Origin of the sequence: Pseudomonas fluorescens NCIMB 11764 (assembly GCF_000293885.2) — a bacterium.
GTDB lineage: Bacteria > Pseudomonadota > Gammaproteobacteria > Pseudomonadales > Pseudomonadaceae > Aquipseudomonas > Aquipseudomonas fluorescens_B.
Genome location: NZ_CP010945.1, coordinates 958,330 through 976,380, shown reverse-complemented (window position 1 = coordinate 976,380; position 18,051 = coordinate 958,330). Strand labels below are relative to the sequence as shown.

15 protein-coding genes are annotated in these 18,051 nt (G+C 58.9%); 8 read left to right on the top strand and 7 right to left on the bottom strand.

Annotated features, from left to right (window positions below; translation table 11 throughout):
- The first annotated feature begins 33 nt into the window (after nucleotides 1-33).
- Nucleotides 34-3,435: a dermonecrotic toxin domain-containing protein gene (locus tag B723_RS04550; protein ID WP_144425202.1), complete on the top strand. Its 3,402-nt coding sequence runs from the start codon at nucleotides 34-36 to the stop codon at nucleotides 3,433-3,435.
- Between the two features lie 77 nt (nucleotides 3,436-3,512).
- Here B723_RS04550 and B723_RS04545 read toward each other — a convergent pair whose 3' ends face one another.
- The 3 genes from B723_RS04545 to aspA all read right to left on the bottom strand — a co-directional run bounded on the left by B723_RS04545 (nucleotide 3,513) and on the right by aspA (nucleotide 8,089).
- Nucleotides 3,513-4,517, bottom strand: a complete 1,005-nt coding sequence (locus B723_RS04545; RefSeq protein WP_017341571.1) for an asparaginase — start codon at nucleotides 4,515-4,517, stop codon at nucleotides 3,513-3,515.
- A gap of 165 nt (nucleotides 4,518-4,682) precedes the next feature.
- Nucleotides 4,683-6,134: an alanine/glycine:cation symporter family protein gene (locus tag B723_RS04540; RefSeq protein WP_017341570.1), complete on the bottom strand. Its 1,452-nt coding sequence runs from the start codon at nucleotides 6,132-6,134 to the stop codon at nucleotides 4,683-4,685.
- 530 nt (nucleotides 6,135-6,664) lie between these two features.
- Nucleotides 6,665-8,089, bottom strand: coding sequence for an aspartate ammonia-lyase (gene aspA / locus B723_RS04535; RefSeq protein WP_017341569.1), 1,425 nt, complete (start codon nucleotides 8,087-8,089; stop codon nucleotides 6,665-6,667).
- Between the two features lie 180 nt (nucleotides 8,090-8,269).
- On the opposite strand from aspA, the gene B723_RS04530 reads away from it, so the two are divergent.
- Entirely contained in the window at nucleotides 8,270-9,181 is a 912-nt protein-coding gene (locus B723_RS04530; RefSeq protein ID WP_017341568.1) for a LysR substrate-binding domain-containing protein, read from the top strand.
- A gap of 55 nt (nucleotides 9,182-9,236) precedes the next feature.
- Here the strand turns inward: B723_RS04530 and B723_RS04525 are convergent, their stop codons facing one another.
- Nucleotides 9,237-9,830, bottom strand: a complete 594-nt coding sequence (locus tag B723_RS04525) for a hypothetical protein (protein ID WP_017341567.1) — start codon at nucleotides 9,828-9,830, stop codon at nucleotides 9,237-9,239.
- Nucleotides 9,831-9,886: 56 nt separating this feature from the next.
- A complete protein-coding gene (locus tag B723_RS04520) occupies nucleotides 9,887-10,561 on the bottom strand; it encodes a hypothetical protein (RefSeq protein WP_017341566.1) in 675 nt (224 codons plus the stop codon).
- A 450-nt stretch (nucleotides 10,562-11,011) separates the two neighbouring features.
- Here B723_RS04520 and purE point away from each other — a divergent pair, with 450 nt between their 5' ends.
- The 4 genes from purE to B723_RS04500 all read left to right on the top strand — a co-directional run bounded on the left by purE (nucleotide 11,012) and on the right by B723_RS04500 (nucleotide 13,578).
- Complete coding sequence (gene purE / locus B723_RS04515; RefSeq protein WP_017341565.1) at nucleotides 11,012-11,503, top strand: 5-(carboxyamino)imidazole ribonucleotide mutase; 492 nt, start codon at nucleotides 11,012-11,014, stop codon at nucleotides 11,501-11,503.
- An 11-nt stretch (nucleotides 11,504-11,514) separates the two neighbouring features.
- A complete protein-coding gene (locus B723_RS04510) occupies nucleotides 11,515-12,597 on the top strand; it encodes a 5-(carboxyamino)imidazole ribonucleotide synthase (RefSeq protein ID WP_017341564.1) in 1,083 nt (360 codons plus the stop codon).
- Nucleotides 12,598-12,707: 110 nt separating this feature from the next.
- Complete coding sequence (locus B723_RS04505; RefSeq protein WP_017341563.1) at nucleotides 12,708-12,953, top strand: GlsB/YeaQ/YmgE family stress response membrane protein; 246 nt, start codon at nucleotides 12,708-12,710, stop codon at nucleotides 12,951-12,953.
- Nucleotides 12,954-13,041: 88 nt separating this feature from the next.
- On the top strand, nucleotides 13,042-13,578 hold the full coding sequence (locus B723_RS04500; RefSeq protein WP_031319184.1) for a DUF3299 domain-containing protein: 537 nt from the start codon (nucleotides 13,042-13,044) through the stop codon (nucleotides 13,576-13,578).
- 125 nt (nucleotides 13,579-13,703) lie between these two features.
- On the opposite strand, the gene B723_RS04495 is transcribed toward B723_RS04500, so the two are convergent.
- Nucleotides 13,704-14,603, bottom strand: a complete 900-nt coding sequence (locus B723_RS04495) for a D-hexose-6-phosphate mutarotase (RefSeq protein ID WP_017341561.1) — start codon at nucleotides 14,601-14,603, stop codon at nucleotides 13,704-13,706.
- 57 nt (nucleotides 14,604-14,660) lie between these two features.
- Complete coding sequence (locus B723_RS04490; protein WP_007896491.1) at nucleotides 14,661-15,065, bottom strand: acyl-CoA thioesterase; 405 nt, start codon at nucleotides 15,063-15,065, stop codon at nucleotides 14,661-14,663.
- Between the two features lie 361 nt (nucleotides 15,066-15,426).
- Here B723_RS04490 and B723_RS04485 point away from each other — a divergent pair, with 361 nt between their 5' ends.
- Both B723_RS04485 and B723_RS04480 read left to right on the top strand, forming a co-directional pair.
- Nucleotides 15,427-16,725, top strand: a complete 1,299-nt coding sequence (locus tag B723_RS04485) for an MFS transporter (protein ID WP_017341560.1) — start codon at nucleotides 15,427-15,429, stop codon at nucleotides 16,723-16,725.
- A 231-nt stretch (nucleotides 16,726-16,956) separates the two neighbouring features.
- On the top strand, nucleotides 16,957-17,955 hold the full coding sequence (locus tag B723_RS04480) for a phosphate ABC transporter substrate-binding protein PstS (RefSeq protein ID WP_017341559.1): 999 nt from the start codon (nucleotides 16,957-16,959) through the stop codon (nucleotides 17,953-17,955).
- The last annotated feature ends 96 nt before the right edge of the window (nucleotides 17,956-18,051 follow it).

The window sequence follows — 18,051 nt, the reverse complement described above, 5'->3', positions numbered from 1 at the left end:
ACATTTTCATGTACCCAAGGATGGACCTGAATCTTGACATCTTCAGACGTTACACCAACCGTTTCCCGTCCGCTGCGTCCGGACGCCGAGGTGGTTTCACAGGCCTTGAGCATTTTGCACCTGTTTGCCGATCGACCGACCTTGCGAGAAACGGCACGAAGGACCTTGCAACAAGTCCTTGATGACCGGTTTCCCGGCTTCGATATCCCGGTGGCCACCGCTGTCGTTCTCGAACCTCGGCGGAGTGAAACCCCGACAGGGTCAAGCTTTGCCAGTTATCAAAGCCATGGACTGACGGATCTTTTGCTCGAAAGTTACTGGAAGGGCAGTTGCAGAGTATTCAGTGACGAGAGCTTTCTTTCACGGTACGCCAACGTAGAAACGCCTTCAGCCATTGACGTCGAGTTGAGCGAAATCCTGGAGGTGCTCGATGAGTGGGGGCCGCATTTGCTGGAGTGCTATCAACAAGAGCTGGCAGCCTTCTGGAGCCAATCGAACGAGGGCGACGCCAGTCCCTGGCAACAACTTCGCAACCTGTTTCAAGAGCAACTGCGCATGGCTTCTCAGGCACTTGCCGGTGATGCACTGCTGACGGTCCAGGGCGTGCTTGATTACCCCGATAATGCCCAGCGCGAAACAGCCCAGGGCGATGCGGCGACCGAGGCTGCCGTGACACTCGTGTGCGAGGACTCCAGCACCTTGATGCCGGATGATGTACTGGTCCTGTCGATGCGCCGCAAAGTGGAAGGGCGAACCATTGCGTTGCTGTTCACATTGACCGGCGGAATCGAAGTGTTCAGCTCCGAGGAAGCCATGACGCAATCATGGTTTGGTGCACGCCAGCGCCTGTCACTTAGCAACTACTGGGCTGAACATGACATTTTCGACGCACTGACCCTGAGCCTTCTCGAGCGTCAGTTGCAGGTTATCGCGACGATCAAGCCCGCGGTCTTCGTCGATTTGCCGACGCTCGAGCGACGGTTGGAGCAGATCAGTAGCCCGACGACGTTGCTCGGTGCCTTTCGGTCAGGTCATGAAGCCCGGTTGTCCACCCTCAAGGGCTTGTTGCCGTCATGGCTCAAGCAAGCCAGTCCGGTGCAGCGCGCTGCTTACAGCAGGCTGTTGGCCACGCTGGCGGCCCGCAATCGTACCGGTACTTCATTCCTGTCGGGCATCGTGCCGATTCATGAGTACGCCGAGCAGGCATTGAAGGCGCTGATGGTCGAGGACGATCCGGCCCGCAGGCCTGTTAGAGTGCGCGATATCGAGGTGGTGCAGCAGCGATTGGAGAACTCGGCATTCGAAATCATCGACCCGCCATTCCCCGAGCCTCGCTACCAATCAACCCGCTCGGCATTTGCCCAATTGGCGGTGAAAAATGTCGGCGCCTTGCCCCGGGTTCCAGCGCAGATTCTTTATCGCAGCGGCGAACCACCGCTGTGGCTGACCTATGACTATTTGAGGGAACTGACCAATCGCGCCGATCTTGGCCAGCGTTATCCCGACATGTTGCAGCGCAAATTGCTGGACGTCCCTCAGGAGTTCGAGCAGCGACGAGAACAGTTTCACGCGAGCATGTGCATTCAGCTGCCGCTGTTGGCGCTGGAGCTGAGAATCCGCAGTCGTCTGACGGATCTGGCCTATCGGCAGGTTGTCGCCGCCCTGCAACCCGACGCGTTCGATCGTCAGGTCGAGGGACAGGCCATGGTGGTCAGACCGCTGGGATTCCAGACTGGAGCCGACTCCAGAAAGGACTACGTCTTGAACATGTTTGTGATCGGCCCGCAGGCGCTTGGACGCGGGCCATACATTCTCTACCGGCCTGCTTCGGTCGAGCCAATGCTCGAGTTTGTCTCGTGGGCAGCTCTGTTAAGTGCGATTCAGGAGGACCCGCCGTTGCAGGGCAGCGTGCTGGCCGGGCTCGCACCCTCCGTTCACCACGTCTATGCCAACGGCGGCTTTGTGGAGCCCCATGTGGGACGGGTCGTTTTCGGTGACTTCGACGCGCTCCTGCCACAACGTGTCTCGCTCGCCAGCGAGGCGTTGTCTGAGGACGTGTTCAGCGCGTTGTACCGGGCTTGCGCCCAGGCACTGATCAAGCGGGCCAAGGATGATTCCGTGTCGAACTCGGAGGCCCGTTGGGATCAACTCAAGGACTTCGGGTGGGCATTGTTCAACCTGCTACAGCCACTATTGGACGGCCCGTTTGCAGCCATGGGGCTGTTGGTGCAACTCACGAAAAGCGTTGAAGTGTTTGTCCAAAGCGAGCATCCCGACAGTCGATGGTCAGCGGCGGCCGATGTGTTGATGAACCTGGCCTTGATATTGGTGCATTCGGGGTCCCCCATGCGTTCCATTGCGCGTGGCGAAGTGTCTGGCGTTGTCCGCGAAACCGCGCTGGAACAGCGTATCCAGCTCGCCAATAACCTCACGCGGCCTGCCTCAGCCGTTCCTGTCAAAGGGAAAACGAGGCTCTTTTATGGCTGGACCGGTGCGCGAGGCCAGTTGTCAGCGCGGCAACTGGCCAAACTGGACACCTTCAAGCTCCCGGCGCCGCCGCGCGAAAGTGGGTTGGTCAATTCCGGCGAGTTTCGTGGGCTTTATCGGCAAGATGGCTACTGGTATGCCTGCGTCGAGGATGACTGGTTTCGGGTTTCACCCACATTGGAGGGTGCGGTGATCACTGATCCGAAGGGTTCGCTGTTGAGGGGGCCCTGGCTCAAAAGCGACGAGCAGGGTCGCTGGAGCTTCGATTTCCGCCTACGGCTGCTGGGAGGCGCGGAGCTGAGTGTCCGGGCCAAAAGGAAGCTCAAGAAACTGGAGAAAAATGCGCGAGAGCTCTTGGCCGGATACGACAGGAAGGTGGCCGACGCCAGGCGGATGTCCAAAACCACTCATTCGCCGGCCGATGTAGAGAGCCTCATCATGGACCAGGCTGACCCGTTTGATGCCGCAGCCGCCAATATTGAGCAATTGACCCGGCCGGTGGGTGAAGAGTCGCTACAGCCAGCCGTCGATCAGTTGAGGGAGGCTGCCACGCGTCTTCGGGAACTGGCACAGCAAACACGTATTGAAATGTACAAATTGAGGAACCCGACCGCGGGTGCGGTGGAATATCTGTTGGGGAAGGAAGAGATAAGCATCCGCAAGATCGGCGGGCGAACCGATAGCTCTGCGGGTAAAGGCACTGATTTTTTGCAGGAATACGAGATCCGCGACCCCGGCAACAATGTGCTGTGGTATGCACATTTTCACTACCGGACAAAGGTGGCTGCGCCAGATTCCTTTATCAAGGCCCATCTGAAAACGGCCGCGCAGCGCCGCCTGGGTCTGAATTTTCAGAAGGATCAACAGGCCGCTGGCCACGCTGTGACCAGCATATGGCGCGGTGAGATTAGCCCTACGATGGCCAAACAGGTGTTTTTCCATCTATAGACTCAAGCGACAGGGCAAGCCTTCCTGACGGCGACGGGTAGGAAGGCTCGCACAAGGTTGCAAGCCAGCCCCGTGCCTCAGATCAATTCGCCACACAGATCCAGCTCCACCAGGGTGCGGACCTCATCGGTGCCAAGCCCCGTACCCAGCAGCCCATGCAACTTGCCGAACGCCGCTTCACGGGTCATGCCACCGCCCGAAAGTACGCCGACGCCACGCAAACGACTGCCCGCCTCGTAGACATCCAGCTCGACGCCACCTTCATGGCACTGCGTCACCGCAACCACCACCACGCCGTTGTCCCGCGCGCGACCGAGGCTGGCAAGAAACTCGGGGTTGTCGCTCGGCCCGGTGCCGCTGCCGTAGCACTCCAGCACCAGGCCCTGGATGCCGCTGTTCAGCACGCCATCGAGTTGCTCGGCGCCAATGCCGGGGAACAGCGGCAACACAGCAACTTTCGCCAGCTGCTTGCTCTGGTTGTAGTTCAACGCGGCGGGCAGTGAAGAAGCCTTCGCTCCGCCGCCTTGGCGCTCCAGTCGCTTGAACGGATGCCGACCGAAACTGCGGACTTTCGCGCAACGGGTCGGATCCAGCAATTCGCCATGGAAGTACAGATGAACGCCCGGTGCCAAGCCATGACCCAACGCCACCAACGCGCCGCCGAGGTTTTCCCAGGCATCGCTGTCGGTCACGCCGGCCGGCAGCATCGAACCGGTAAAGCACACGCGGGCGTTCAGGCCCAGCAATTGAAAGCTCATGGCCGCAGCGCTATAAGCCAGCGTGTCGGTGCCGTGCAGGATCAGCACACTGTCGCAGCCCTGTACGTCGACGGCATCGACCACGGCCTCGCGCAGTTGCTGCCAATACGCCGGAGACATGTTGGCGCTGTCGATCAGCGGCGACATCTCGCGAAAGCGCCACTGCGGTACCACCAGTTCCGGCTGGCTGTGCAGGTATTCGCGCATCCGCGCTTCGAAACCGGATGCCGGTGCCAGGCCGTGTTCGCTGGCTTGCATGCCGATGGTGCCACCGGTGTAGAGCACCATGACGTGCTGGGCGGCAGGAAAGGAATTGGGAACCATGGGGAAGTCTCCGCAAGAGATGGCATGTGGGAGCCAGCCGGCTGGCGATGACGGACTGTCAGTTGACACATTAGTCTCTAACATACCGCCATCGCGAGCCGGCTCGTTCCCACAGGTTGTGCACTTTAACTGACGGGCGCAGGGGATGCGCCCGTCATTCACCGATCAGCGTTGCGCTGCGGGTACGCCTTGCGCTTCAGCTTCTGCCTTGGTGGCGGCGGCTGGCGGGTTGGCTGGCCAGGCGTTCAGGTCCAGGTCCAGATCCGGGAACTTGCTCGAATCGAACACTGGAGTCTTGATCCCGGCAGCGCGCTGGTCATCGTAGTCACGCAGGATGCGCATGCCGACCTTGAACAGCAGGAACAGCGCAATCAGGTTCACGAACGCGAGCAGGGTCATGGTGATGTCGGCAAACGCGAACACCGTGCCGAGGTTCTCGATCGCACCCCAGAAGATCAACACCAGTACCAGTGCGCGGTAGCCTATCAGCGCCTTGCGGTTTTCACCGATCAGGAAGCGCAGGTTGCTCTCGCCCAGGTAGTAGTTGTAGAGAATCGAAGTGAACACGAACAACGCCAATGCCACGGAGATAAACATCCGGCCCCAGTCGCCCACGACAGCGGCGAGCGAGTTCTGGGTCAGGGCAATGCCATCGCCTTCGAAGCCCGGGGTGTAGAAGCCCGAGAGCAGGATCAGCAAGGCGGTGCAGGTGCAGATCACGAAGGTGTCGAGGAACACGCTGAACGCCTGAACCACGCCTTGTGCCACCGGGTGTTCAACCGACGCCACGGCTGCCACGTTTGGCGCACTGCCCAGGCCCGCTTCGTTGGCGAACACGCCACGCTTCACGCCCATGACGATGGCACTGCCAATCAGGCCGCCGAAGGCCTGGTCGAGACCGAAGGCGCTTTTGACGATGGTCATCAGCATCGCCGGTACGTGGTCGAATTGCAGCACGATCACATAGATGGTCACGCCGATGTACACCAGGGTTTTCACCGGCACCAACAGGTCAGCGACCTTGGCGATGCGCTTGATCCCGCCGATGAACACCAGACCCAGCAACACTGCCAGGGTCAGGCCGGTCCAGGTGGTATCGAAGCCGAACGCGTTGTTCAGCGAGTGCGTCACAGCGTGGGATTGCAGGCCGTTGAACGCGAACCCGAAAGTCACCAGCAACAGGAACGCCATGATCATGCCCAACCAGCGTTTCTGCAGACCGTGCTGGATGTAATAGGACGGGCCGCCACGGTAAGTGCCGTCAGCGTCGGCGCGTTTGTAGAGCTGGCCGAGGGAGCATTCGAAGAAGCTGCTGGACATGCCGACCAGTGCGGTCACCCACATCCAGAACACCGCACCTGGCCCACCGAGGGTCACGGCAATGCCGACACCGGCGATGTTGCCTGCACCGACGCGGCCAGCGAGGCTGAGCATCAGGGCCTGGAACGAGCTGAGTTGGCCGGCGCTGCTTTTGAGACTGTCGCGGAACACCGCGAACATGTGGAAGAAGTGACGCAATTGAACGAAACGCGAGCGGATCGTGAAGTAGCTACCGAGCCCGACAATGAGCACGATCAGTACTTTCCCTGAGAGGAAGTCGTTAATGACTTCGAGCATGGATTATTCCTCGCTGTTTTTTGTGTAGGCAAATGCTGGGCGGTCGGAAACATCGCGTTACACCGGTTTGCGCACGGCAAAACAGGCGAGGCGACGTTTCGTCCCGATTTCATATTGCGGGTTTGTTATTAGTTCGGGTTTCGCATGGGTTTGGGCCTCGTTACCGACGACCGCTCACGCGAAGAGGGGCGGCACTATACCTAGGAGAGTGCCGTCCGTCTGCACGGTTGTGGTGCAAGCATCGAAACGAAGCCTTTGAAACGCCCGACGTTACCGGCGCCGGGTTTATGCGGGATCTGCTTTTCTGTGGAAGCGGGCTTGCTCGCGAATGCGGTCTGACATCCACTATTTATGGTGACTGACACATCGCTTTCGCGAGCAAGCCCGCGCCCACATTTCTCAGCCCCCAGACATTCTGATTTACTGCCAAAGAGTTAAAAAAAAGGGCCTGGGGAATAAACCCCAAGCCCTCAAAAGGTGAGAGGTGTCTAGTCCCTCGACCTGGTGAGCGGTGCTACTGATGCGTCGGTTCAGGCCTTAAGCGGCACCAGACGCGGAGCAATCATGTTTTCCGGGCGCAGGATGTCGGCGAGCATTTCTTCGTCGAGCAAGCCTTCTTCGCGCACCAGTTCCAGCACGCCGCGGCCGCTTTCGAGGGCGATACGAGCGATGCGGGTGGCGTTTTCATAGCCGATGTACGGGTTCAGCGCGGTGACCAGGCCGATCGAGTGCTCGACCAGTTCGCGGCAGCGGGCTTCGTTGGCGGTGATGCCGGTGATGCAGTGCTCGCGCAGCATGTCCATGGCGCGTTGCAGCAGACGGATCGAGTCGAAGATCTTGAACGCGATCAGCGGCTCCATCACGTTCAGTTGCAGTTGGCCGCCTTCGGCCGCAATGGTCAGCGCCAGGTCGTTGCCGATAATCTGGAACGCTACCTGGTTTACCGCTTCCGGGATGACCGGGTTGACCTTGCCAGGCATGATCGAGCTGCCTGGCTGACGCGCTGGCAGGTTGATTTCATTGATGCCGGTGCGTGGGCCGCTGGACAGCAGGCGCAGGTCGTTGCAGATCTTCGACAGCTTGACCGCGGTGCGCTTGAGCATGCCGGAGAACAGTACGAACGCGCCCATATCGGAGGTGGCTTCGATCAGGTCGGCCGCCGGTACCAGCGGATGACCGCTGATGGTCGCCAGACGTTGAACAGCCAGGTGCTGGTAACGCGGGTCGGCGTTGATGCCGGTGCCAATCGCGGTACCGCCCAGGTTCACTTCGGTCAGCAGTTCTGGTGCCAGTGTCTTCAGGCGTGCCAGGTCTTCGCCCAGGGTGGTGGCGAAAGCGCGGAATTCCTGGCCGAGGGTCATCGGCACGGCGTCTTGCAGCTGGGTACGACCCATCTTCAGAACGTGGCTGAATTCTTCACCCTTGGCGGCGAACGACTGGATCAGGCTGTCGAGGCTGGCCAGCAGGGCGTCGTGGCCCAGCAGCAGACCCAGGCGGATCGCGGTCGGGTAGGCGTCGTTGGTCGACTGCGCCATGTTCACGTCGTTGTTCGGGTGCAGGTATTGGTATTCGCCCTTCTGGTGACCCATGGCCTCCAGCGCGATGTTGGCGATGACTTCGTTTGCATTCATGTTGGTTGAAGTGCCAGCGCCGCCTTGAATCATGTCCACCACGAACTCTTCGTGGAAATCGCCGCGGATCAATCGTGCACAGGCTTCGCTGATGGCAGCGTGCTTGGCTTCGCTCAGGTGACCCAGCTCGCGGTTGGCGTCAGCGGCGGCTTGTTTGACCATGGCCAGGCCGACAACCAGCTTCGGGTAATGCGAAATCGGAACGCCGGAGAGACGGAAGTTGTTCACCGCTCGCAGGGTCTGGATGCCGTAATACGCTTGAGCCGGTACTTCGAGTACGCCAAGCAGGTCTTTTTCTGTGCGGAAAGATGCAGCGGAGGACATGATAGAAATCATCTCGATATGGACCCGGTCTGTGCCGGAACACCGCAAATGCTAGGCTTGTGGAGAGTTTTCGGCCAATGCTGTTAAACACTGGCCTATGCATATTCGGCATAATGCCTGTGTGACGCCGTGTGTGCGGCGAGCGTGTGACCTAATTTGGTGCGTGTCCGGGAGGGCGTGATGAATCTGGAAAGTAAATGGCTTGAGGACTTCAGTGCCCTGGCCGCCACCCGCAGCTTCTCCCAGGCTGCGGAACGCCGCTTCGTGACGCAGCCGGCGTTCAGCCGACGGATCCGCAGCCTCGAAGCCGCACTGGGGCTGCAACTGGTCAACCGTTCGCGCACGCCGGTCGAGTTGACGGCGGCGGGGCAGTTGTTCCTGGTCACCGCACGGACCGTGGTCGAGCAGCTCGGCGAAGTCCTGCGCCACCTGCACCATCTGGAAGGCGGGCAGGGTGAAGTGATGCAGGTCGCCGCCGCCCACTCCCTGGCATTGGGCTTCTTTCCGCGCTGGATCGCGCAGTTGCGTAATGAAGGTTTGAACATTGCTACACGGCTGGTGGCGACCAACGTTGGCGACGCGGTGCATGCATTGCGCGAAGGCGGGTGCGATCTGATGCTGGCGTTCTATGACCCTGACGCCGCCATGCAGATGGACCCGGAGATCTTTCCGTCACTGCATCTGGGGCACACGGAAATGCTGCCGGTGTGTGCGGCGGATGCCAATGGCAAGCCGCTGTTCGATCTGGAGGGCGAAGCCAGCGTTCCTTTGTTGGCCTACAGCGCCGGAGCGTTTCTCGGACGTTCGGTGAACGGCTTGCTGCGCCAGCGTGCGCTGAGGTTTACCACAGTGTACGAAACCGCCATGGCTGATAGCTTGAAAAGCATGGCCTTGGAAGGGTTGGGGATTGCCTGGGTCCCGCAACTGAGCGTACGGGCCGAATTGGCTCGTGGTGAACTGGTGGTCTGTGGCGGCCCGCAATGGCATGTGCCGCTGGAGATTCGTCTTTACCGCTGCGCACTGGTGCGCAAGGCGAACGTGCGATTGTTGTGGCGCAAGCTGGAAGGCGGGGCGGCTAGCCCCGCTTCCTGAGTCGGGTGCAAGCCCATGCGAAAGGCTCGCACCCGATGATCAGCTCACCGGTGTTTCAGTCGAACTGATCGAGGTAGTGACGAATATTCTCTCGGTTCTTGTCGCTGAAACGGTAGGCATTGCCACGAAACGTGGTCGCCCAGTCAGCTTTCATGACCGTGTCATGCCACCAGCCGTCATAGATCACGTCTGCATCGTCATGGGTGGCCCCGAACATGTGGCCCACCTCGTGGGCGGGTGCCATGTAATAAAATATCGAAGCGATTCCACTCTGGCCTTTTTCGATCGCGGCGCCGGCAACGCTGCTGTTGATTGGGCTGCGAGTTAACAAGAGGAATTTATTGAGGTCTGGATCATAAGGGCGGCTCTCCTCCACCTTCGAAGTAAACTCTTTAACCATTGCTTTCCAGCCCTGACCTGAATCGTAAACACTTTCATTTTTGTAATGGTAATGGGTCATTCCCGGAGACGTGGCTTTAGAGCTGAAGATGATTGTGACGCCACGACCGGATATATGCTCAAGCTCGGTTTTCAGCCAGGCGAAGTGGTCGTCGTAAAGTTTTCCTTCATCGTACCCGTCCAGGTCGTCGTGGATAAAAACAATTAAAAGTATAGGTTTTTTTGCTTGATTGGTTTTAATGTGTTTCATGCGGTTTTCCTTGTTGTTATTCATTGTTGGGGTGGGAGAGGGCCGTCGTGGAACTTTCAATACAGGCTGTCGACATAGGCCTTGATACGTTTTTCGTTTGCTTGGCTAAAAACATAACAATTAGAGCGAAGCACAAACGATTCCGGGAACATAAAGGTTTCACACCACCATCCGTTATAAATAATTTCGCTGTCGTCATGGCGTGCATTAAAGGTATGCCCGAGTTCATGCCCTATTGCCTGCCCTTGTTCAAACGAGGCGATCGCGGAGTGTCCGGGTAGAGTCGCGAGCCCTCCGATGCCGCCCATTAGCGGACTGCCATTGATATAATCGTTGGTGATCAAGAGAATCCGGTCATTGCGTGAAGACAAAAACTCGTTGTTTTTGTGTCGTTCTTTTTTATATTCCCAGCTGAGCTTTTTCCACTCTTCAAACATTTTATGGGGGGTGTCAGATTTGTAGTTGAAGTTGGTATAGGGTGGGCGGTTCCGATCGAAGACCACTGAGATGTCGCGGCCAGTGATACGCTTGAACTCGATGACAAAGGGTCGAATTCGATCAACGTAGGTTAAGTTTCGTTTCGATTCAGGAACATCGTCATGGAAGATGACGAAAATCCGGATCGGATTAAAAGGATCGTCTTTGAGTGTATTGTCATTTGCTGCATGGGCACAGATATGGATGCTCAAGGTGGTGACAAGTGTCAGTAGTGCTTTTAATAAAGTGTGCATGATCAAGGCTCGTGGAAAAATCGCCCTCGGTGATTTAGTTGAGGGCGTTAAGAGGGGTCATTGATTAAGTAAGTGGCGCGTTAGTTTGGTGCCGCTTTATATATAGCACGAGTTTTTTCCGGATCTGAACTTGTTGATATCCCTTATTTATTACTTGGTGTTTTAAAGTGATAAATGGAACTTCTTGTGCGCATTGGTCAGCGAGGGGGTTATTGCCCTGAAGGGCGGCGGTGGGCTCTGTGCGCTCTTGACCTTCAAGTCAATAAAACCGGCACTTTGTGCCGTATGACAGATGGTCGTTTCGGGGGCTGTTTATCCGCTTCATTGAGGTATACTGCGCGGCCTTCGGCCGGTTCGTCCGGCCATTTTTCGTACAATCAAGCCACGCATTTTGCGTGGCTTGTTGTTTTTTGACGCGCCTGCGGGCGCCCAGAGAGAAGAGGCACGACGATGAGTGCACTGGTTGGCGTGATCATGGGCTCCAAGTCCGATTGGTCCACCCTTAGCCACACCGCCGATATGCTGGAAAAGCTCGGCATCCCTTATGAGGTGAAAGTGGTCTCTGCCCACCGCACCCCGGACCTGCTGTTCCAGTACGCCGAAGAGGCCGAGGCGCGTGGCATCGAGGTGATCATCGCCGGTGCCGGTGGCGCGGCCCACTTGCCAGGCATGTGTGCGGCCAAGACCCACCTGCCGGTGCTGGGCGTTCCGGTGCAGTCGTCGATGCTCTCGGGCGTCGATTCGCTGCTTTCCATCGTGCAGATGCCTGCGGGCATTCCGGTCGCCACCCTGGCCATCGGCAAGGCAGGCGCAATCAACGCAGCGCTGCTGTCGGCGAGTATCCTTGGCGCCAAGCACCCGCAGTTCCACGCGGTGCTGAAAACCTTCCGTGCTGAGCAGACAGACAGCGTCCTGGAAAATCCAGACCCACGCATCGCCTGAGGTTGTTGACGATGAAGATCGGTGTAATCGGTGGCGGCCAGTTGGGTCGCATGTTGGCGCTGGCGGGTACTCCGCTGGGCATGAACTTCGCTTTCCTGGACCCCGCGCCGGATGCTTGCGCAGCCGCGTTGGGCGAACACCTGCGGGCCGATTACGGCGATCAGGATCACCTGCGTCAGCTGGCCGAAGAAGTCGATCTGGTGACGTTCGAGTTCGAAAGCGTCCCGGCCGAAACCGTGGCATTCCTGTCGCAGTTCGTCCCGGTCTACCCGAGCGCCGAAGCCCTGCGCATCGCCCGCGATCGCTGGTTCGAGAAGAGCATGTTCAAGGACCTGGGGATTCCCACCCCGGCGTTCGCCGACATCCAGTCGCAAGCCGATCTGGAGGCCGCCGTGGCCTCCATCGGTCTGCCAGCCGTATTGAAAACCCGCACCCTGGGTTACGACGGCAAGGGCCAGAAAGTCCTGCGCACCGCTGAAGACGTGGTCGGCACCTTCGCTGAACTGGGCAGCGTTGCCTGCCTGCTGGAAGGCTTCGTGCCGTTCACCGGCGAAGTGTCGCTGATTGCCGTGCGTGCCCGCGATGGCGAAACCAAGTTCTACCCGCTGGTTCACAACACCCACGACAGTGGCATCCTCAAGCTGTCCGTAGCCAGCACCGACCACCCGTTGCAAGCCTTGGCCGAAGACTACTCCAGCCGCGTGCTCAAGCAGTTGAACTACGTTGGCGTGATGGCGTTCGAGTTCTTTGAAGTCGACGGTGGCCTGAAGGCCAACGAAATTGCGCCGCGCGTTCACAACTCCGGGCACTGGACCACCGAAGGCGCCGAATGCAGCCAGTTCGAAAACCACCTGCGGGCCGTTGCCGGTCTCTCGCTGGGGTCGACGGCCAAGGTGGGCGAGAGCGCGATGCTCAACTTCATCGGCAAAGTGCCAGAGACCGAAAAAGTCCTGGCCATCGCCGATTGCCATCTGCATCACTACGGCAAAGCGTTCAAGGTCGGCCGCAAGGTCGGTCACGCCAACCTGCGTTGTGCAGACCGCGAGACACTGGCGGCACAGATCCTCAAGGTCGAAGCGCTGATCGCCGAATAAACAGTTTCATGTGGCGGCGGCGGAACCATTCAGGGGCCGCCGTTCTCTCATGGCAGGATGCGAAAGTCTGACTAGTCTTTCGCATAACCAACCAATCAGAGGGAAATGCCATGGGAATTATCGGAACCATCTTTATCGGCTTGATTGTCGGCCTGCTGGCCCGGTTCCTGAAACCGGGTGATGACAGCATGGGTTGGATCATGACCATCCTGCTCGGTATCGGCGGTTCGCTGGCGGCCACTTACGGCGGTCAGGCCCTGGGCTTCTATCAGGCCGGCCAGGGCGCGGGCTTCCTGGGTGCGCTGGTTGGCGCCGTGGTATTGCTGGTGATCTACGGCTTGATCAAAAAGAACTGATCCAGGCGACAAAGCCCTCTCTGCGCCGCACGCAGGGAGGGCTAGAATGCTCGGCGTTCTACCGTCCTTTCTCTTGCCGAGCACCTTCATGCGCCGTCTTCTGTTGACTCTTCTTCTACTGGGTTCGGGCCTTGCCCATGCCGGCGAACTGCCGGAAACCGACTGGCTCGAACTGATGCCCAAGTCGGACCAGAAAGCCCTCGAGGCCATGCCCGAAATCGATCACAACTCCCCCGAAGCCAATGGCACCTTTACCGAAAAGGGTGGCATGAAGCAGAGCAAGGGCTTGCCGGCGGTGATGTACTCCACCAAAACCGTGCCGTCGATGAACGACAGGAACATTCGTATCGGCGGTTATCCGGTGCCGCTGGAATCAGACGCCAAGGGCCGCAGCACGCTGTTCTTCCTCGTGCCATATCCGGGCGCCTGCATCCACGTGCCGCCACCGCCGCCTAACCAGTTGGTGCTGGTGCGCTATCCGAAAGGGTTGAAGCTGGATGATATCTACACGCCGCTCTGGGTGACCGGCACGTTGAAGATCGAGAAGGTCAACAACGATCTGGCTGATGCGGCGTATGCGCTGGATGCGGCGAAAGTTCGGGTGGTGCAGGAATCAGATCTCTAGCAGCCAGCCAAAATAACTGTGGGAGCCAGCCTGCTGGCGATAGCGGTCCGTCAGGCACTTTCAAGTTGACTGACATGACACCATCGCCAGCAGGCTGGCTCCCACAGTTCGTATTGCGGTGTTGATTAGAGAGGTGTGCTGGCGATGTTCACACCGAGGGTGTGGGTGGCGCCCGGTTTCAGCGTGATCACATCATCCATCACATTCGCCGTCTCGATGCACAGCATGCGCTGCCAGCCATCGTCTGCCATATCACTGAACGCCGCCGCGCGATCAATCCACGGGTTCCAGATCACTGCCGTGCGCGAACCGCTGCTGGTCAGCTCGATGTGCCGCTCCCACGCCGGATCGACAATGCTCAGCTTCGCCGGGGTGTTCAGGTAGATGCGATCGGTCTCGCCGGTAAAGCGCAGGTCACCGGTCTGGGTCTTGGTTTTCCAGTCTTCCAGGGTCTCGATGTAATTCAAGCCATCCAGCCCTTCAACGTGCACATTGCGCACGTCGCTGACCGCGAAATAGCTGTGCAGCGCCTGGCTGATGGTGACGGTATCGGTGCCCTGGTTGTGGCTGGTCAGGCTGATGTGCAGTTGCTCATCCAGTCGAATGCTCAACTTCAAATCCACCTGATGCGGCCAGCCCGGAAAGCCGCCTTCGGGGTAGGGCAGGACAAATTCCACCTTCAGGCTTTCCCCTTCGGTTTCGATGCCGCCCAGCTCCCAGTCCATCGCCCGTACAAAGCCGTGGGCGGTCGGCGGTTCGTTGCTGACGCGCATCGCCTGGACGCTCTGCGGGTTGCGCGAAAGGTTGCCGAACCACGGCCAGCACACCGGCACGCCGGCGCGGATGCTCTTGCCGGTCTTGAACACAGCCTCGTCGTTGAGCCAGATCAGCGGCGGTTGGCCAGCCAATTGATAACTCAGGATGTGCGCGCCTTGCTGGGCCACCAGCAATTCGGCCTGACCGTGGCGGATGCGCCAGCAGTTCAGTTCATCCAGTTTTACGGCTTCAACGTTGGGCGTGCTCATGGGGCAACTCTCGATCGGGAACGATGGCAGCTATGGACCGCAAAACGGTCGCCGTGTTTAACGCGCGCGTGGCGGAACCGAACGGGTGCGACCGCTGCCATCGATGGCAACAAACACAAACACGGCTTCAGTGACTTTACGCCACTCGCTCGACAGCGGATCGTCGCTCCAGACTTCGACCATCATCTGAATCGAGCTGCGGCCGATTTCCAGTGCCTGGGTATAGAAGGAGAGCTGAGCGCCCACCGCCACCGGAACCAGGAACGCCATGCGATCGATCGCCACGGTAGCCACCCGGCCGCCAGCGACTTTGCTGGCCATTGCGGTGCCGGCCAAATCCATCTGCGCCACCAGCCAGCCGCCGAAAATATCGCCGAAACCGTTGGTTTCACGAGGAAGCGCGGTGATTTGCAGGGCCAGGTCGCCTTGCGGGATTGGATCTTCTTGTTCGAGCTCTATCATGCCGGGGGTGCCTCTGACCCGTGACTCTTCATTGGTACTTCAGGTGAATAGCCGTCTCAAGGAAAAACGATTCAGCCCCGAACATACTACGTTCGTCACGTTTTTCGTGAGGCGCCTAAAGGGAAACTCTGCGAAATCGACTGGTTGGCCAGCAGCGTCTTCGCACAGCAACCCTTTCAAGCTGTTCAAGATCGCGAGTATATCGATCGGTAGACTCCGAGACGACCGTCCGGTTCTCATTTTGACCGTCAAATACGCACCTCTATGTGCTTTTTCGAACAATTTGCTATCGTGCCGGACCTGCCCAAGCCTCCGCCAGCGTTGTTGGGGTTGCAGATCCGACTATTAGAGAAGCCTTGCCATGACCACAGCGCCCTCGAGCATCGCGCAGCCGACCCAGCCCGCACGTCCGTTGACCCGCAATGATTACAAGACTTTATCGCTGTCCGCCCTGGGCGGCGCGCTGGAGTTCTACGACTTCATCATTTTCGTGTTCTTCGCCACGGTGGTCGGCAAGCTGTTCTTCCCGGCCGATATGCCCGAGTGGCTGCGCCTGATGCAGACCTTTGGCATCTTTGCCGCCGGCTACCTGGCGCGGCCGCTGGGCGGCATTGTGATGGCGCACTTCGGCGACCTGTTGGGTCGCAAGAAGATGTTCACCCTGAGTATTTTCATGATGGCGGTGCCGACCCTGATCATGGGTTTGCTGCCGACGTACGCGCAGATCGGCATGTGGGCGCCGATCCTGTTGCTGCTGATGCGCGTGATTCAAGGCGCGGCGATTGGCGGTGAAGTGCCTGGCGCATGGGTCTTCGTTTCCGAACACGTGCCGCAGCGGCACATCGGCTACGCCTGCGGCACCCTGACCAGCGGTCTGACCGCGGGCATCCTCCTGGGCTCACTGGTTGCCACGGCGATCAACAGCCTTTACACGCCGGTGGAAGTGGCGGATTACGCATGGCGGATCCCATTCCTGCTGGGTGGCGTGTTTGGTCTGTTCTCGGTTTACCTGCGCCGCTGGCTGCACGAGACGCCAGTGTTCGCCGAACTGCAACTGCGCAAGGCCCTGGCCGAAGAAGTGCCGCTGCGCGCTGTGTTGCGCGACCATCGCGGGGCGATTCTGATTTCCATGCTGCTGACCTGGTTGCTGTCCGCTGCCATCGTGGTGTTGATTTTGATGACCCCGACCGTGTTGCAGACGGTTCACCACTTCTCGGCGACCACCGCCCTGCAGTCCAACAGCGTGGCGATCGTGTTCCTGAGCGTTGGCTGCATCATTGCCGGTGCCCTGGCAGATCGCTTCGGCGCAGGCCGGGTGTTCGTGTTCGGCTGTGCTGCGTTACTGGCCAGCTCCTGGACCTTCTACCACAGCCTGGCCGAGCATCCTGACTGGCTGTTCCCTATGTACGCCTTGACTGGCTTGCTGGTGGGCACCATCGGCGCGGTTCCGTATGTCATGGTCAAGGCATTCCCGCCGGTGGTGCGCTTCAGCGGCCTGTCGTTCTCTTATAACGTGGCTTACGCCATCTTCGGTGGCCTGACGCCGATGATCGTGAGCCTGCTGCTCAAGGAGAGCCCGATGGGCCCGGCGTATTACGTCGCGGTTCTGTGCGGGGTCGGGATCCTGGTGGGGGCGTATCTCTGGAAGAAGGGGCGCTGATCCCTAAATTGTCTGTAGCTATACCGGCCCCAATCGCCAGCAGGCTGGCTCCCACATTGAAATGCATTCCAAAGTGGGAGCCAGCCTGCTGGCGATCAGGGCGCATGAATTATCCGGTAAAAACTCGAATGCTGGCCTTTCATCCAATTGTCATATTTCAGCCATAGAGTGTTCACACGGCCTGCTGATACTTGGCCCCGACTAACACACCCTATCTGCTAGGAGTAAGGCATGAAACTGAAGCGTTTGATGGCGGCAATGACTTTTGTCGCTGCTGGCGTTGCGACTGCCAACGCGGTTGCCGCTGTTGACCCTGCTATCCCGAGCTACACCAAGACCACTGGTGTGTCGGGCAACCTGTCCAGCGTCGGTTCCGATACCCTGGCCAACCTCATGACCCTGTGGGCTGAGAACTACAAAAAAGAATACCCGAACGTCAACATCCAGATTCAGGCTGCTGGTTCCTCTACCGCGCCACCTGCGCTGACTGAAGGCACCGCTAACCTGGGCCCGATGAGCCGCAAGATGAAGGACAACGAGCTGCAGGCCTTCGAAACCAAATACGGCTACAAGCCAACCGCTATCCCGGTTGCCGTGGACGCCCTGGCTGTCTTCGTGCACAAAGACAACCCGATCCAGCACATGACCATGGAGCAAGTCGACGCGATCTTCTCCTCGACTCGTCTGTGCGGTGCTAAAACCGACGTGAAAACCTGGGGTGATCTGGGCGTGACGGGCGACCTGGCCAACAAGCCGGTTCAACTGTTCGGTCGTAACTCGGTATCCGGCACCTACGGCTACTTCAAAGAAGAAGCCCTGTGCAAAGGCGACTACAAGCCAAACGTCAACGAACAACCAGGCTCGGCTTCGGTCGTGCAGTCGATCAGCTCCTCGCTGAACGGCATCGGTTACTCGGGCATCGGCTACAAAACCGCTAGCGTGAAGACAGTGGCTCTGGCCAAGAAAGGCAGCACTGAGTTCATCGAAGACACCGAAGAAAACACCCTGAACGGCAAGTACCCGCTGTCGCGTTTCCTCTACGTTTACGTCAACAAAGCCCCGAACAAGCCTCTGGCCCCGCTGGAAGCCGAGTTCGTGAAACTGATTCTGTCCAAACAGGGTCAGGAAGTTGTAGTGAAAGACGGCTACATCCCACTGCCAGCCAAGGTTGCTGCAAAAGCACTGGCTGACCTGGGTCTGCAAGAAGGCGGTAGCGTCGCAAAGAAGTAACACCTTAGGTCCGGGGTAAACCCCGGACCTGTGTAGGAGCTGTCGAGGGAACCGAGGCGGCTCCTACACCCCCCCCCCCAATTTTTTGGTCCACTG

Bases quoted from the DNA above. Each gene is read 5' to 3' on its own strand.
- B723_RS04540 (WP_017341570.1), bottom strand. From the start codon at position 6,134: ATGCTCGAAGTCATTAACGACTTCCTCTCAGGGAAAGTACTGATCGTG.
- B723_RS04480 (WP_017341559.1), top strand. From the start codon at position 16,957: ATGAAACTGAAGCGTTTGATGGCGGCAATGACTTTTGTCGCTGCTGGC.
- B723_RS04520 (WP_017341566.1), bottom strand. From the start codon at position 10,561: ATGCACACTTTATTAAAAGCACTACTGACACTTGTCACCACCTTGAGC.
- B723_RS04505 (WP_017341563.1), top strand. From the start codon at position 12,708: ATGGGAATTATCGGAACCATCTTTATCGGCTTGATTGTCGGCCTGCTG.
- B723_RS04545 (WP_017341571.1), bottom strand. From the start codon at position 4,517: ATGGTTCCCAATTCCTTTCCTGCCGCCCAGCACGTCATGGTGCTCTAC.
- B723_RS04530 (WP_017341568.1), top strand. From the start codon at position 8,270: ATGAATCTGGAAAGTAAATGGCTTGAGGACTTCAGTGCCCTGGCCGCC.
- B723_RS04525 (WP_017341567.1), bottom strand. From the start codon at position 9,830: ATGAAACACATTAAAACCAATCAAGCAAAAAAACCTATACTTTTAATT.
- B723_RS04490 (WP_007896491.1), bottom strand. From the start codon at position 15,065: ATGATAGAGCTCGAACAAGAAGATCCAATCCCGCAAGGCGACCTGGCC.
- B723_RS04510 (WP_017341564.1), top strand. From the start codon at position 11,515: ATGAAGATCGGTGTAATCGGTGGCGGCCAGTTGGGTCGCATGTTGGCG.
- purE (WP_017341565.1), top strand. From the start codon at position 11,012: ATGAGTGCACTGGTTGGCGTGATCATGGGCTCCAAGTCCGATTGGTCC.
- B723_RS04500 (WP_031319184.1), top strand. From the start codon at position 13,042: ATGCGCCGTCTTCTGTTGACTCTTCTTCTACTGGGTTCGGGCCTTGCC.
- B723_RS04495 (WP_017341561.1), bottom strand. From the start codon at position 14,603: ATGAGCACGCCCAACGTTGAAGCCGTAAAACTGGATGAACTGAACTGC.
- aspA (WP_017341569.1), bottom strand. From the start codon at position 8,089: ATGTCCTCCGCTGCATCTTTCCGCACAGAAAAAGACCTGCTTGGCGTA.
- B723_RS04485 (WP_017341560.1), top strand. From the start codon at position 15,427: ATGACCACAGCGCCCTCGAGCATCGCGCAGCCGACCCAGCCCGCACGT.